At 74.0% G+C, this 13,557-nt stretch carries 15 protein-coding genes; 8 read left to right on the top strand and 7 right to left on the bottom strand.

Annotated elements, in window-relative coordinates:
- Nucleotides 1-67 precede the first annotated feature (67 nt).
- Nucleotides 68-670, bottom strand: coding sequence for a class I SAM-dependent methyltransferase (locus tag CLV52_RS13345; protein WP_133766881.1), 603 nt, complete (start codon nucleotides 668-670; stop codon nucleotides 68-70).
- Between the two features lie 65 nt (nucleotides 671-735).
- Here CLV52_RS13345 and hflX point away from each other — a divergent pair, with 65 nt between their 5' ends.
- Both hflX and CLV52_RS13335 read left to right on the top strand, forming a co-directional pair.
- The gene (hflX, locus tag CLV52_RS13340) at nucleotides 736-2,148 is read left to right on the top strand and encodes a GTPase HflX (protein WP_246018186.1); all 1,413 of its coding nucleotides are present in this window, start codon (nucleotides 736-738) and stop codon (nucleotides 2,146-2,148) included.
- A 3-nt stretch (nucleotides 2,149-2,151) separates the two neighbouring features.
- Nucleotides 2,152-3,090, top strand: a complete 939-nt coding sequence (locus CLV52_RS13335) for a DNA-3-methyladenine glycosylase family protein (RefSeq protein ID WP_133766879.1) — start codon at nucleotides 2,152-2,154, stop codon at nucleotides 3,088-3,090.
- A 7-nt stretch (nucleotides 3,091-3,097) separates the two neighbouring features.
- Here CLV52_RS13335 and CLV52_RS13330 read toward each other — a convergent pair whose 3' ends face one another.
- From CLV52_RS13330 to lexA, 4 genes are all read right to left on the bottom strand, one after another.
- Entirely contained in the window at nucleotides 3,098-3,829 is a 732-nt protein-coding gene (locus tag CLV52_RS13330) for a tyrosine-protein phosphatase (RefSeq protein ID WP_133766878.1), read from the bottom strand.
- The gene (locus CLV52_RS13325) at nucleotides 3,819-4,628 is read right to left on the bottom strand and encodes a hypothetical protein (RefSeq protein ID WP_133766877.1); all 810 of its coding nucleotides are present in this window, start codon (nucleotides 4,626-4,628) and stop codon (nucleotides 3,819-3,821) included. The genes CLV52_RS13330 and CLV52_RS13325 overlap by 11 nt, the downstream gene beginning before the upstream one ends.
- On the bottom strand, nucleotides 4,625-5,557 hold the full coding sequence (locus CLV52_RS13320; protein WP_133766876.1) for an ABC transporter ATP-binding protein: 933 nt from the start codon (nucleotides 5,555-5,557) through the stop codon (nucleotides 4,625-4,627). The genes CLV52_RS13325 and CLV52_RS13320 overlap by 4 nt, the downstream gene beginning before the upstream one ends.
- A 194-nt stretch (nucleotides 5,558-5,751) precedes the next feature.
- Nucleotides 5,752-6,447, bottom strand: coding sequence for a transcriptional repressor LexA (gene lexA / locus CLV52_RS13315; RefSeq protein ID WP_133766875.1), 696 nt, complete (start codon nucleotides 6,445-6,447; stop codon nucleotides 5,752-5,754).
- A 197-nt stretch (nucleotides 6,448-6,644) separates the two neighbouring features.
- On the opposite strand from lexA, the gene CLV52_RS13310 reads away from it, so the two are divergent.
- The 6 genes from CLV52_RS13310 to CLV52_RS13285 are packed head-to-tail and all read left to right on the top strand — an operon-like array spanning nucleotide 6,645 to nucleotide 11,022.
- Entirely contained in the window at nucleotides 6,645-7,163 is a 519-nt protein-coding gene (locus CLV52_RS13310; protein ID WP_133766874.1) for a LysM peptidoglycan-binding domain-containing protein, read from the top strand.
- Nucleotides 7,164-7,201: 38 nt separating this feature from the next.
- Nucleotides 7,202-8,290 carry a histidinol-phosphate transaminase gene (locus CLV52_RS13305; protein ID WP_133766873.1) on the top strand — a complete coding sequence of 363 codons (1,089 nt, stop codon included), beginning with the start codon at nucleotides 7,202-7,204 and terminating at the stop codon, nucleotides 8,288-8,290.
- Nucleotides 8,287-8,886 carry an imidazoleglycerol-phosphate dehydratase HisB gene (gene hisB, locus CLV52_RS13300; protein WP_133766872.1) on the top strand — a complete coding sequence of 200 codons (600 nt, stop codon included), beginning with the start codon at nucleotides 8,287-8,289 and terminating at the stop codon, nucleotides 8,884-8,886. The genes CLV52_RS13305 and hisB overlap by 4 nt, the downstream gene beginning before the upstream one ends.
- Entirely contained in the window at nucleotides 8,883-9,515 is a 633-nt protein-coding gene (hisH, locus tag CLV52_RS13295; protein ID WP_133766871.1) for an imidazole glycerol phosphate synthase subunit HisH, read from the top strand. The genes hisB and hisH overlap by 4 nt, the downstream gene beginning before the upstream one ends.
- 2 nt (nucleotides 9,516-9,517) lie before the next feature.
- The gene (priA, locus tag CLV52_RS13290) at nucleotides 9,518-10,267 is read left to right on the top strand and encodes a bifunctional 1-(5-phosphoribosyl)-5-((5-phosphoribosylamino)methylideneamino)imidazole-4-carboxamide isomerase/phosphoribosylanthranilate isomerase PriA (protein ID WP_133767403.1); all 750 of its coding nucleotides are present in this window, start codon (nucleotides 9,518-9,520) and stop codon (nucleotides 10,265-10,267) included.
- Entirely contained in the window at nucleotides 10,264-11,022 is a 759-nt protein-coding gene (locus CLV52_RS13285; protein WP_133766870.1) for an SseB family protein, read from the top strand. The genes priA and CLV52_RS13285 overlap by 4 nt, the downstream gene beginning before the upstream one ends.
- A gap of 119 nt (nucleotides 11,023-11,141) precedes the next feature.
- Here the strand turns inward: CLV52_RS13285 and CLV52_RS13280 are convergent, their stop codons facing one another.
- Together CLV52_RS13280 and CLV52_RS13275 are read right to left on the bottom strand one after the other, a co-directional pair.
- A complete protein-coding gene (locus CLV52_RS13280) occupies nucleotides 11,142-11,591 on the bottom strand; it encodes a MarR family winged helix-turn-helix transcriptional regulator (RefSeq protein WP_162850851.1) in 450 nt (149 codons plus the stop codon).
- Entirely contained in the window at nucleotides 11,588-13,438 is a 1,851-nt protein-coding gene (locus CLV52_RS13275) for an MFS transporter (protein WP_246018132.1), read from the bottom strand. The genes CLV52_RS13280 and CLV52_RS13275 overlap by 4 nt, the downstream gene beginning before the upstream one ends.
- Nucleotides 13,439-13,557: the final 119 nt, after the last annotated feature.

The raw sequence follows: 13,557 nt of genomic DNA, 5'->3' as shown, positions 1-13,557 counted from the left end.
CTCGGGCGACACGCCGCGCGTCGGGACACCGGAGTCGGCGTGTCGGGCAGGAACTGCGGATCCGCGATCAGTCGCGCGAGACCTCCAGCACGCGGAAGCCCTTGTCCGTCGCCGCACGCGACACGTCGAGGTCCGGGAAGCGCTCCGCGATCCACCGCTGCAGCGAGTCGCCGCCCAGCTGCTTCGCCACGACGAGCCACGCCGTGCCGCCCGGCGCGAGCCGCGGCAGCCAGGTCTCGAGCAGCTCGTGCAGCGCCGCCTTGCCGATCCGGATCGGCGGATTCGACCAGATCGTCGCGAACCGGGTCGTGTCAGGAATATCCTGGGGCCATGCGGTCTTGACCTGTACGCCGGCGATCCGGGCATTCGCGGCGGCGAGCGCGAGGGCGCGCTCGTTCACATCCACCGCCCACACCGAAGCACCGGGAGACCGTCTGGCCATCGCGATCGCGATCGGACCCCAGCCACAGCCGAGGTCCAGCAGATCCCCCTCCGTCGCCGGAGGCGGGACCGTCGCGAGCAGCACGGCGGTACCGGTGTCGAGATGCTCCGCGCTGAACACGCCGTCGGCGGTCCGCAGCGCGAACGTCTCGCCCTGGAGCACGACCCGGATCGTGCGCTCGTGAGCCTCGCTCACCGGCTGCGCGCTGAAGTAGTGCTCCCCATCCACGACGAAGCATCGAACCACACGCCGACCGACCGGTCGGCGGCCCAGGAGGCGCCTTGAGCGACACCATCCCCACCAGCGACCTCGAGCGCGCGATCGACGCGACGCACGACGACTTCGACGGCGAGCAGTTCGACCTCGAAGAGCGTCAGTCGCTCCGCCGCGTCCAGGGGCTCTCGACAGAGCTCGAGGACGTCACCGAGGTCGAGTACCGGCAGCTGCGCCTCGAACGGGTCGTGCTGATCGGCGTCTACTCGCGCAGCCAGGTCGAGGCCGAGACGAGCCTCCGCGAGCTCGCGGCCCTCGCCGAGACGGCCGGCGCGCAGGTCCTCGACGGCCTCCTGCAGCGGCGGCCGCACCCGGACCCCTCGACGTTCCTCGGCTCCGGCAAGGCGGAGGAGCTCCGCCTCGTCGTCCAGGCCGTCGGTGCGGACACGGTCATCGCCGACACCGAGCTCGCGCCGAGTCAGCGGCGCGCGCTCGAGGACGTCGTGAAGGTGAAGGTCATCGACCGCACGGCCGTCATCCTCGACATCTTCAGCCAGCACGCGAAGAGCCGCGAGGGCAAGGCGCAGGTCGAGCTCGCGCAGCTGCAGTACCTGCTGCCGCGCCTCCGCGGCTGGGGCGACTCGATGTCCCGCCAGGCGGGCGGTCAGGTCGGCGGCGCGGGCGCCGGCATGGGCTCGCGCGGTCCCGGTGAGACGAAGATCGAGCTCGACCGCCGCCGCATCCACTCCCGGATGGCGAAGCTGCGCCGCGAGATCGCCGAGATGGCGCCCGCGCGTGCGGTGAAGCGGCAGAACCGCGTCCGCAACGCCGTGCCGTCGGTGGCGATCGCCGGCTACACGAACGCGGGCAAGTCGAGCCTCCTGAACCGCATCACGCGGGCGGGGGCGCTCGTCGAGAACGCGCTGTTCGCGACCCTGGACACGACCGTCCGCAAGACGGAGACTCCCGACGGCCGCCCGTACACGCTCGTCGACACCGTCGGGTTCGTGCGGAACCTCCCGCACCAGCTGGTGGAGGCGTTCCGCTCCACGCTGGAGGAGGTGGAGCACGCGGACCTCGTCCTGCACGTGGTCGACGCGTCCCACCCGGACCCGCAGGCGCAGCTCGCGACGGTCCGGCAGGTGATCGCCGAGGTCGGCGCGCGGGACGTGCCTGAGCAGGTCGTCTTCAACAAGGCGGACCTGGCCGACGAGGCGACGCGGCTCGTGCTGCGCGGCATGGAGCCGACGGCGCTGTTCGTCTCGGCGCGCACGGGCGAGGGCGTCGAGCGGCTGCTCCAGACGGTCGGCGCGCTGCTGCCGCTGCCGCGGCACGAGGTCACCGTGCTCATCCCGTTCGACGAGGGGAACCTCGTGTCGATGCTGCACGACAAGGGCCGCGTGCTCGCGACCGTCTACGAGGAGACCGGCGCGCGGATCCAGGCCCTCGTCGGCGACGAGGAGCGTGCGCTGCTCGAGCCGTACCTGGTCTGATCAGTGCCGGATCGACGCCACGTCCCCGGTCCGACGGCGCGCTCCGTCGGATCGGGGACGGTCCGTCGATCGGAGCCGTTCATCGCGCCGCTGAACCCGTCGAACCTGTACGGGCACCTCGCCGCGACCGCGGTGCCGGGCGTGGAGGAGTGGCGGTGCGGCGTCTACCGCGCCGTCGTGCCGGTGGGGGACCGCACGGCCGTCGCCGAGGTCGGGCTGCCGGAGGACGGCGCCGTGCCGGTGACGCTCCGACTCGAGGACGCGCGCGACGAGGCGGAGGTCGTCGGTCGCGTGCGGCGGACCTTCGACCTGGACCTCGATCCGGCGGCGATGGCCGGCGTGCTCGCCGCCGATGCCGCGCTCGCGCCGCTCGTGGCCGCGGGTCCGGGACGGCGCGCGCCCGGCACGCTCGATCCGGAGGCCATGGTGCTGCGCGCCGTGATCGGTCAGCAGGTGTCGACCGCCGCTGCCAGGACTCACACCGCCCGCCTCGTCGCGGCGTTCGGCGAGTCGCTCGCCGAGCCGAGCGGCGGCCTGACCCACCGGTTCCCGACCGCGGCGGCGCTCGTCGCCGACCCTGGTCGGGTCGGCGAGGTGCTGCGGATGCCGGCCACGCGCATCCGGACCGTGCTCACGGTGGCGGCTGCGCTCGCGGACGGCGCCGTGGACCTCGCGGCGGACCCCGCCGCCGTGCGCGCGGCGCTGCTCGCCCTGCCCGGGGTCGGGCCGTGGACCGCGGACACCGTCCTGATGCGGGCGCTCCACGTCGACGCCTTCCTCCCCGCCGACCTGGGCGTCGTCCAGGCGGCGAAGCGGCTCGGGCTGCCGGAGGCGCCGCGGGCGCTCGCCGGGCGGGCGGAGGCGTGGCGGCCGTACCGGACGCACGCCGTGCAGTACCTCTGGGCGACCGGCGTGCACGCGGTCAACAGCCTCCCGGTCTGACGGGCGCTCAGGGCTGCGGGAGGCGCCCCCGCCAGGTCCGCAGCGCGGTCGCCTGCTCGGCGGGCAGCGCCGCGAGCAGCGCCTCCACGTCGAGGCCGGCGAGGAAGGCGCGGAACGCCTCCTCGGACGTCGTGCCGAGCGAGTCGAGGAGCGCGGCGACGGCGGGCTCGCCGCTCGGTCGCCCCTGCCCCGCGGCCATCGCCTCAGCGTTCGTGATCGTCTCGAGGTAGTCCTCGAGGATCGCGTCCGGCTCGACGCCGGCGATCGTCAGCAGGATCGCGGCGATCAGCCCGGTCCGATCGCGCCCTCCGGCGCAGTGGAACAGCACGGCGCCCTCCGGCGCGGTCGCGAGCGCGGCGAGCACGTCGACCGTCCGCTCCGGCAGGGCCGCGAGGTGCGGCAGGTAGTACAGGGGCGTGCCGACGAGGCCGTTCTCCCAGTAGTGCGCCCAGAACGTCGGGTGGTCGCGGAGACCGTCGTGGTCGACGTGCAGGTCGGCGATGCCCTCGGGGATGCGGGCGGGGTGCCCGTCCCGCTCCTCCGGCTGGCGGAGGTCGAGGACCGCGCGCAGCCCCCGGTCGTGCAGCGCCGCCCAGCCGTCGGCGTCGACCCGGTCCGGCCGCTCGGAGCGGAGGAACACGCCGCGCGGCGTCTCGCCGCCGCCGACGAGCGGCAGGCCGCCGAGGTCGCGGGCGTTGACGAGCCCATCGACGACGACGGCCCGCGGCTCAGACGTCACGGCGGGCGGAGAGGAGCAGCGCCGGGATCCAGACGGCGGCGAGCCAGCAGGCCAGCCCGATGAGCGCCGCCCACAGCTCGATCGCCGCGGTGCCCTGCGGGGCGAACAGCACGTCGCCGAGCGAGGAGAGCAGGTAGTCGTTCACCGTGCCGAGCCATGCCGCCCCGGTGAGGGCCCCGATCAGCGCGACGACGATCGGCGCGACGAACAGGAGCGCCGCCATCACGGTGATCCCGGCCGCGGTCGCGCGCACGAGCGCACCGAGACCGACCGCGAACGCGGCGACGATCGCGAGGTAGAACGCGCCGCCGACGAGCGCCCCGGCGGTGGCGCCGTCGAAGGGCACGTCCGCGCCGCGGGCGCCGAGCAGGAGCGCGAGCAGTCCGAAGCTGCCGAACGTCACCACGAGACCGACGACGAACGACCAGGCGCCGACGACGACGCCCTTCGCGATGAGCACCGGCCAGCGCTGCGGGACGGCGGCGATCGACGAGCGGATCTGCAGCGTCCCGTACTCGCCGCCGATGGCGAGCACGCCGAGGACGCCCATCACGAGCGCGACGATGCTGAGGCTCCCCGTCGCGACCCGGAGCGCGATCTCGCCGACGCCCCGGTCGGTGTTGAGGACGGCTCCGGCGAGCAGCGCGACGGCGGCGGCGATGAGGACGGCGACCAGGGTCGTCCAGAACGTGCTGCGGACGGTCACGAGCTTCAACCACTCGGAGCGCAGGACGTGCGCGGCGGTGACGCCGCCGATCCCGGCGCCGGACGGGCGGACGGTCGGTGCGGTGGCGCTCACGCGCGGCTCCCCTCGGTCACGGCGGCGGGCGCCGCGCTGCGGTACTCGACCTCGTCGGCCGTCATGGACATGTAGACCTCCTCGAGCGACGAGCCGACCGTGGTCAGCTCGTGCAGGGCGATGCCGGCCGCCGCCGCGGCGTCGCCGACGGCCGCCGCGTCCATGCCGGTGACGTCGAAGCGGGAGCCCTCCGGCTCCGTCGCCGTCGCGCCGCGGGAGCGCACGAGCGCGACGAGCTCGGCGGCGCGCGGCGACGCGACGCTCACCCGGGAACCGCCGCCCTCGATCAGCTGCCCGATGGGCATGTCCGCGAGGACCCGGCCGCGTCCCAGGACGATGACGTGGTCCGCCGTCTGCGCCATCTCGCTCATGAGGTGCGAGGACAGGAGGACGGTGCGGCCCTCCGCCGCCAGCTGGCGGACGAACGTGCGCACCCAGCGCACGCCGTCGGGGTCGAGGCCGTTCACGGGTTCGTCGAGGATCAGCGTCGCCGGATCGCCGAGCAGGGCGGCCGCGATGCCGAGGCGCTGCCCCATCCCGAGCGAGAACCCGCCGACGCGCTTGCGCGCGACCTCGCCGAGGCCCGCGAGGTCGATCACCTCGTCGACCCGGCGATCCGGGATCCCGTGCGTCGCGGCGAGGACGCGGAGGTGGTTGCGCGCGGTCCGGCCGCGGTGCGCGGCCTTCGCCTCGAGCAGCGCGCCGACCTCGTGGAGCGGGGCGCGGTGCTCGCGGTAGCGCTTCCCGTTCACGGTCACGGCGCCCGCCGTCGGGGCGTCCAGGCCGACGATCATGCGCATCGTCGTCGACTTGCCCGCGCCGTTCGGCCCGAGGAAGCCGGTGACGACACCGGGCCGGACCTGGAAGTCGATCCCCGCCACCGCCGTCTTGGCGCCGTAGCGCTTGACCAGTCCCTCAGCCTCGATCACGGCCGCTCCTCCCGGCGGACGCGGCGTCCGCCTCCCTCCACCGTAGGGAGGAGGCGCCCGCGATCGCGCAGCGCACGCCCGATCTCATCCGAGCGGAGGAGGCCGACGGCATCCGCCGGGATGCGCCGCGTCGACCCGCCGAAAACGGAGAAGGGCGGCTCCCGTCGGGGGAGTCGCCCTTCGAACGCCGCGTCTCAGACAGCGCGGAGGATCGCCACGATCTTGCCGAGCACGACCGCCTCGTCGCCCAGGATCGGCTCGAAGGCCGTGTTGCGCGGCAGCAGCCAGGTGTGGCCGTCGCGCTGACGGAACACCTTCACGGTCGCCTCGCCGTCGAGCATGGCGGCGACGATGTCGCCGTTCTCGGCGGTCTGCTGCGAGCGGACGACCACCCAGTCGCCGTCGCAGATGGCGGCGTCGATCATCGACTCGCCGACCACCTTGAGCATGAACAGGTCGCCCTTGCCGACGAGCTGGCGGGGCAGGGGGAAGACCTCGTCGACCTGCTGCTCGGCCGTGATCGGGATGCCCGCCGCGATGCGGCCGACGAGCGGGACCATCGCCGCGTCGCCGACGGGCACCGCGGGCACGTCCTGCTCGACGGTCGCGGTGGTCGGGACCGAGATGATCACCTCGAGCGCGCGCGGCCGCTTCGGGTCGCGGCGCAGGTAGCCGGCGAGCTCGAGCTGCTTCAGCTGGTGCGTGACGCTCGAGAGCGAGGCGAGGCCGACCGCGTCGCCGATCTCCCGCATGCTCGGCGGGTAGCCGCGCGCGGCGACCGACTTCTGGATCATCTCGAGGATGGCGAGCTGCTTCGGGGAGAGGGTCGTGCGCCGACGCGACCGCGGCTTGGTGTCGACGGCCGGGGCCTCGGTCTGCTCGTCCGTCATCGGTCCTCCACGCTCCCGCGTCCCCGCGCGACCCCCGATCGGGAGTCACATCGATGTTATTCGAGCCGCTGCTCCGATGCAAACACCTGTTCGACCGTCCGCACCCGCTGTCGGACCCCCGCTCGAAGATGTGCTTGCCCGGTTCGGACCTTCGAAGCTATGTTCGAACCCGACGGCGGATGCGGAAGGGGAACGCGATGTTCACGGTGCAGAACGACTGGATCGAGTACGAGGAGGCCGAGCTGGCAGCGGTGCGGCTGCAGCCCGTGCCCGCGCGCCGCGTCGCCGTCCGGGGCGGGGTGGCCTGCGCGCAGCGGGTGCCGGTGACGAGCGCGCCGCGCGTCGTCGCCGGTCCGCAGCGCGCGGCCGTCCGTCCGGCTGCCGTCGTCCGTCCCGCCGCCGCGCGGTCCGTCGCCGCACCGGCGCCGCGCCTGCGGCTCACGCGTCGGGGCCGGGTGGTCCTCGTCGTGCTGCCCGCGCTGCTCGCGCTCTCGGGGGCCCTCCTCGCGGCGTCGCCCGGCGCCGCGGAGGCCTCGCCGCGGGAGGCGCCCCGCACCGTCGTGGTCGGCACCGGGGACACGCTCTGGACGATCGCCGAGCGCATCGCCCCCGGCACCGACCCGCGCGAGACGGTCGCGGCGATCGAGCGCGCGAACGGCCTCCGCGACGCCCGCCTGGCCGCTGGGGCCGTGCTGGTCCTGCCCGCCGGGCGCTGACCGGGGACGCTTCGGCGCCGTCTGCGAGAATCGTGGACGTGACCTCGCTCGCGGACCTCCCGCTCCGCGCCGACCTCGTCGGCCGCACCGCCTACGGCGCACCCCAGCTGCACGTGCCCGTGACGTTGAACGTGAACGAGAACACGCATCCGGTGCCGGAGGAGGTCCGGGCCGACATCCTCGACCGCATCGCCGCGGCGCTGCGGGGGGTGAACCGCTACCCGGACCGCGAGTTCACCGCGCTCCGCGAGGCGCTCGCCGGCTACCTGGGCCACGGCCTCGCCCCGGAGCAGCTCTGGGCGGCCAACGGGTCCAACGAGGTGCTCCAGCACGTCTTCCAGGCCTTCGGCGGCCCCGGGCGCACGCTCCTGACCTTCCCGCCGACCTACTCGATGTACCCGAACTACGCGACGACCTCCGGCACCGCCGTCCTCGAAGGGCGTCGCGACGAGGACTTCGGCCTCTCGGCGGCGACGCTGGCGGCGGAGATCGAGCGCACCCGGCCCGACATCGTGGTGATCGCCGCGCCGAACAACCCGACGGGCACGCCGGTCGCGCTCGACGCGCTCGCGGCGGCCTACGACGCGACCGACGGCGTGCTGGTGGTCGACGAGGCCTACGGCGAGTTCATGCCGGACGACGCCCCGAGCGCGCTCACGCTCCTGCCCGGTCGGCCGCGCCTCGCGGTCTCGCGCACCATGAGCAAGGCGTTCGCCTTCGCCGGCGCCCGACTCGGGTACCTCGCCGCGGACCCCGCGTTCGTGGACGCGCTCCGGCTCGTGCGCCTGCCGTACCACCTGTCCGCGATCACGCAGGCGGCCGCCCTCGGCGCCCTCGCCCACGCTCCCGTGATGCTGGGGATGGTCGACGAGATCCGGGTGCAGCGCGAGCGCACCGTCCGCGGGCTCGAGGCGCTCGGCTACCGCGTCGCGCCGAGCTGGACGAACTTCCTCCTGTTCGGCGGCGTCGAGGACCCGAAGGCGCTCTGGCAGGGGCTGCTCGATCGAGGGGTCCTGATCCGCGACCTCGCGATCCCCGGCTCGCTGCGCGTCAGCATCGGGACGGCGGCGGAGACCGACGCGTTCCTCGAGGCGATGACCGCGCTGACCCCGGTGGGTGCCCGATGAGCCGCATCGCCGCCCGGATCCGATCGACCTCCGAGTCCTCCGTCGAGCTGTCGCTCGACCTCGACGGCACGGGCGCGTCGGAGGTGCGCACGTCGGTCCCGTTTCTCGACCACCTGCTGACGGCGTTCGCGAAGCACTCGCTGACGGACCTCCGCGTCGTCGCGTCCGGGGACACGGACATCGACGTGCACCACACGGCGGAGGACGTCGGCATCGTGCTCGGCGACGCGATCCGGGAGGCGCTCGGCGACAAAGCGGGCATCGCCCGGTTCGGCGACGCCACCGTGCCGCTCGACGAGGCGCTGACGCGCGCGGTCGTGGACCTGTCCGGTCGTCCCTACCTCGTGCACGGCGGCGAGCCCGCGGGCTTCGAGCTGCACCTGATCGGCGGCCACTTCACCGGCTCGATGGTCCGGCACGTCTTCGAGGCGATCGTCTTCGGCGCGAGGATGACCGCCCACATCGACGTGCTCGCGGGACGTGACCCGCACCACATCGCGGAGAGCGAGTTCAAGGCGTTCGCCCGCGCGTTCCGTTTCGCGAAGGCGTTCGACCCGCTCGTCTCCGGCGTCCCGTCGACGAAGGGGGCGCTGTGAGGCGCCCCGCGGTCACCGTCCTCGACTACGGCAGCGGCAACCTCCACTCGGCGGTCAAGGCGCTCGAGGCGGCCGGCGCGGACGTGACGCTCACGGCCGACCGGCGCGCGGTGCAGGAGGCCGACGGCCTCTACGTGCCGGGCGTCGGCGCCTTCGCGGCGGTGATGGACCAGCTGACGGCAGCACGAGGGCCCGAGCTGATCGAGCGGCGGCTCGCCGGCGGTCGACCCGTGCTCGGCGTCTGCGTCGGCCTGCAGGTGCTGTTCGAGCGCGGGCTCGAGGGCGGCGAGGCGACCGAGGGCCTGGGGGAGTGGCCGGGCGAGGTCGTCAAGCTGGACGCACCCGTCCTCCCGCACATGGGATGGGATCTCGTGTCGGCCCCCGACGACTCGCAGCTCTTCGCCGGGCTCGGCGACGAGCGCTTCTACTTCGTGCACTCCTACGGCGTCCGCGAGTGGACGATGCAGCCGTCGAACAGCCTCCGGGCACCGCTCGTGACCTGGGGCGACCACGGCGGTCCGTTCGTCGCCGCCGTGGAGAACGGCGCGCTCGCGGCGACCCAGTTCCACCCCGAGAAGTCCGGCGCGGCCGGACTCCGACTCCTCACCAACTGGCTGGAGACCCTGTGAGCCTGCCCGACCCGACCGTCCTCGAGCGCCCGCTCGTCCTCCTGCCCGCCGTCGACGTGGCGGGCGGCCAGGCGGTGCGCCTGGTGCAGGGCGAGGCGGGCAGCGAGACGGGCTACGGCGACCCCATCGCCGCCGCGCGGGACTGGGCGGATCAGGGCGCCTCCTGGATCCACCTCGTCGACCTCGACGCGGCGTTCGGCCGGGGCAGCAACACCGAGGTCGTCCAGGCGGTCATCGACCGCGTCCAGGACGTCCGCGTCGAGCTCTCGGGCGGCATCCGCGACGACGCGAGCCTCGAGGCGGCGCTCGCGACCGGGGCGCAGCGCGTGAACATCGGCACGGCGGCGCTCGAGGACCCGGCGTGGACCGAGCGCGTCATCGCGCTGTACGGCGACCGGATCGCGGTCGGGCTCGACGTGCGGGGGACGACCCTCGCGGCGCGCGGGTGGACGCGGGAGGGCGGCGACCTGTGGGAGGTGCTCGACCGGCTCGAGCGGGCCGGGTGCGCCCGGTACGTCGTGACCGACGTCACGAAGGACGGGACGCTCGCCGGACCGAACGTCGACCTGCTCGCCCAGGTGCTCGAGCGCACCGGCAAGCCGGTCGTCGCCTCGGGCGGGATCTCGAGCCTGGACGACCTCCGCCGCCTCCGGTCGCTCACCGATTCCGGGCTGGAGGGCGCGATCGTCGGCAAGGCCCTGTACACGGGCGCCTTCACGCTGACGGAGGCCCTCGCCGTCGCCACGCTGTGACCGGGCGGGCCGACTCCGCGGGACAGCCGTTCGCGGGTCGCGCGTTCGAGGCGTCGCCGTGGACGTCGGACGACGGCACCGCGCCGGAGGCGTACGTCGCCGCCCTCGCCGCCTTCCACGCCGGGGAGGCGGGACCGGAGGCGGTGATCGATGCCCTCCGCGGGGTTCGGCTCCTCGTCCCGCTGCTCGCGGAGGTGGGGGAGACCGGCGTCACGGCGTCCGGGCTGATCCACGACAAGCGAGCGGAGCTGGCGCTCGTCACCGTCGCCGGCCCGGACGGGCGCCGCGTGCTGCCCGCGTTCTCGTCCGCTGCGGCGATGGCCGCCTGGAACCCGAAGGCGCGCCCGGTGCCCGCGCCGGCGCGGCAGGTCGCGCTCGGGGCGGCGAGCGACGGCACCGAGCTCGTCGTCGTCGACCCGGCGACCGACCGGTTCGGCGTGCGGCGGAGCGCGCTGGAGGCGCTCGCCCGCGACCTGCCGTGGACCGCGCCGTGGCTCGACCCCGAGGTCGGGCGCGCGATCCGGCGGGCGGTGGCGGACGAGCCCGCGGTCACGACCGCCCGCGTCGGCACCGCCGATCCCCTCGGGTCCCTGGACGGCGCGGAGGTGCTCGTCGTCGTCGTCCTCCACGAGACGCTGGACCAGCAGGAGGTGGCCGAGCTGATGGCGCGCGTCCAGCGCCGCTGGACCGAGGACGCCACGGTGCGCGCGCGCGTCGACTCGATGACGGTCCGCCTCGAGGCCGCCTTCTGCTGATCCGCGTCGCGGCGGGATCAGGCGCAGGTCTCGCGATCAGGACGGATCGAGCGCGCGCGTCCTGATCGCGGCACGGGGTCCTGATCGCGGCACGGGGCCGCCGAAGCCGGCCGGCGGAGTCAGCGGGCGCGGGCCGGGTCCGGGGTCGTGCGGAGGAGCGCCGACTCCAGCGCCGTGACCGCCTGCTCGAGCGTGCGGAGGTCCTCCGGGGCGATCTCCGCGAGGAGCGCGGCGACGCCCTCCGCCCGGTCGCGCCGCCCCGCCGCGACCGCGGCGACGCCGGCCTCCGTCAGCCGGACCAGGTGCGAGCGACCGTCGTCGGGATCGGCCTCTCGGGCGACGAGCCCGCGCGACTCGAGGTCCGCCACGAGGCGGGTCATGCCGGGCGCGGCGACGCCCTCGATCCGGGCGAGCTCGCCGGGGCGCACCGCGCCCCGGCGGTCGATGGTCGCCAGCGCCGAGAGGGCGATGTGCGTCAGCGAGTCGGCGGGCGGTCGCAGCCGCCGGTTCACGCCGCCGACGACGAACGCGAGCCGCTCCGCCAGCTCCGACCGGTCGGCGGAGGTCACCGGGCCGGCTCCGTCGCGGAGCCGGAGCACGCCGCCTCGGCGCGGTCCGCCTGCTCGGCGTGCGCCAGCGCGACGCGGTAGGCGATCGCCTCGTCCGCCTCGGCCAGCACGGACTCGCCGCGCGCCGCCTCCGGGGTCGTCGGCGCCGCGACGGGCCCGCCCTTCGCGCCGCCCGCGAGCGTCGCGATCGCGCCGATCACGGACATCACGGCGGCGGCGAGGAACACGATGACCAGGCCGTCGTGGAAGGGGCCGGCGATGAGGTTCGGGAAGAACTCCTTGCCGGTGAGCGTCGCCGAGTCGGCCGCGGGGATCGCCTTCAGGATGCCGGTCGGGCCGAGCAGCGTCTCGATCGGGTTGTAGCCGAGGAACGCGGCGAAGAGGCTGCCCACCGGCGGGATGTTCGCGACGGCGTCGGCGGCTTGCGCGGGGACGTGGTGCGCGGTCAGGCCGGACCGCATGGCCTCGGGCAGCGAGCCCGCGAGGCCCGCGACCATCAGCGAGAAGAAGATGCCGATCGACAGCGATGACCCCGCGTTCAGCACCGTGCCGGCCATGCCGGACGCGGAGCCGCGCTGGTTCGCCGGCACGCTGCTCATGATCGTCGAGCGGTTCGGCGCGCCGAACATGCCGGAGCCGACGCCGTTCAGGAACGTGATGACGGCGAAGACCGGGTACGCGAAGTCGACCGGGATGAGCAGCAGCGCGACGAACGTCGCGGCGCTGAGCAGCAGACCGGTGGTCGCGAGGCCGCGGGTGCCCCAGCGGTCGGACAGGATGCCGGCCAGCGGGCCCGAGATGAGGAAGCCGACGGTCAGCGGCAGCAGGTAGATGCCCGCCCACAGCGGGGTGTCCTCGTACGAGAACCCGTGCAGCGGCAGCCAGATGCCCTGCAGCCAGATGATCAGCATGAACTGGAGGCCGCCGCGGCCGACCGCGGCGAGGATGCCGGCCAGGTTCGCCATGGCGAACGCCCGCGAGCGGAACAGCCGCAGCTGGAACATCGGCGCGCGGCGCCGCAGCTCCACCGCGACGAACGCGCCGAGCAGCACGACGCCGCCGATGATCGCGCCGAGCACCCACGGGTTCAGCCAGCCGGTCGCCTGGCCGCCGTAGGGCTGGATGCCGTAGGTGATGCCCGTCAGCAGGGACGTGAGACCGAGGAGGAAGAGCACGTTGCCGGGGATGTCGAGCGAACCGGGGTTCTTCTGCCCGACCTCGTGCAGGGACTTGAAGGACCAGATGGTGCCGATGATCCCGAGCGGCACCGAGACGATGAAGACCGCGCGCCAGTCGATGACCGCGAGGAGGCCGCCGAGGATCAGGCCGATGAACGACCCGGCGATCGCGGCGATCTGGTTGATGCCGAGCGCCATGCCGCGCCGCTCGGCCGGGAACGCGTCGGTGAGGATCGCCGTCGAGTTGGCGAAGAGCATGGCCGCACCGATGCCCTGGAACACGCGCCAGAGGATGAGCCAGAGCGCGCCCGCGCCCTCCATGAACGGGTCGAGCGAGAGCGCGATCGCGCCGATCGTGAAGAGCACGAAGCCGGCGTTGTAGATCTTCACCCGCCCGTACATGTCGCCGAGCCGGCCGAAGCCGACCACGAGCACGGCGGTGACGAGCATGAAGCCCATCAGCATCCAGAGCAGGTAGCTCGTGTTGCCGGAGTCGAGCGCGTTCAGCTTGATGCCGTTGAAGATCGCGGGCAGCGAGATGAGGACGATCGACGAGTTGATCGTCGCCATCAGCATGCCGAGCGTGGTGTTGCTGAGGGCCACCCACTTGTAGTGCGGGTGGTCCTTCGTGAAGAGGGCCCGGCGAGGGGCGGGGGCGGTGGTGCTCACGGGAAGGCTCCGGCGGATCGTGGTTCGGGACCGGACGCCCTCGGCCGGATCAGTTGCTTATTGAGAAGCAACTATATGAGCGCCCTCGGTGTTCCCGCTGGATCCGCGCCGTCCCGCGA

It is taken from the genome of Amnibacterium kyonggiense, assembly GCF_004364555.1.
Lineage (GTDB): Bacteria > Actinomycetota > Actinomycetes > Actinomycetales > Microbacteriaceae > Amnibacterium > Amnibacterium kyonggiense.
Note: the sequence above shows the minus strand (reverse complement) of the source record. Positions and strands in the feature narration are given on the sequence as shown.

Coding starts and splice junctions, on each gene's coding strand:
- lexA (WP_133766875.1), bottom strand. CDS start 6,447: ATGACGGACGAGCAGACCGAGGCCCCGGCCGTCGACACCAAGCCGCGG.
- CLV52_RS13310 (WP_133766874.1), top strand. CDS start 6,645: ATGTTCACGGTGCAGAACGACTGGATCGAGTACGAGGAGGCCGAGCTG.
- hisB (WP_133766872.1), top strand. CDS start 8,287: ATGAGCCGCATCGCCGCCCGGATCCGATCGACCTCCGAGTCCTCCGTC.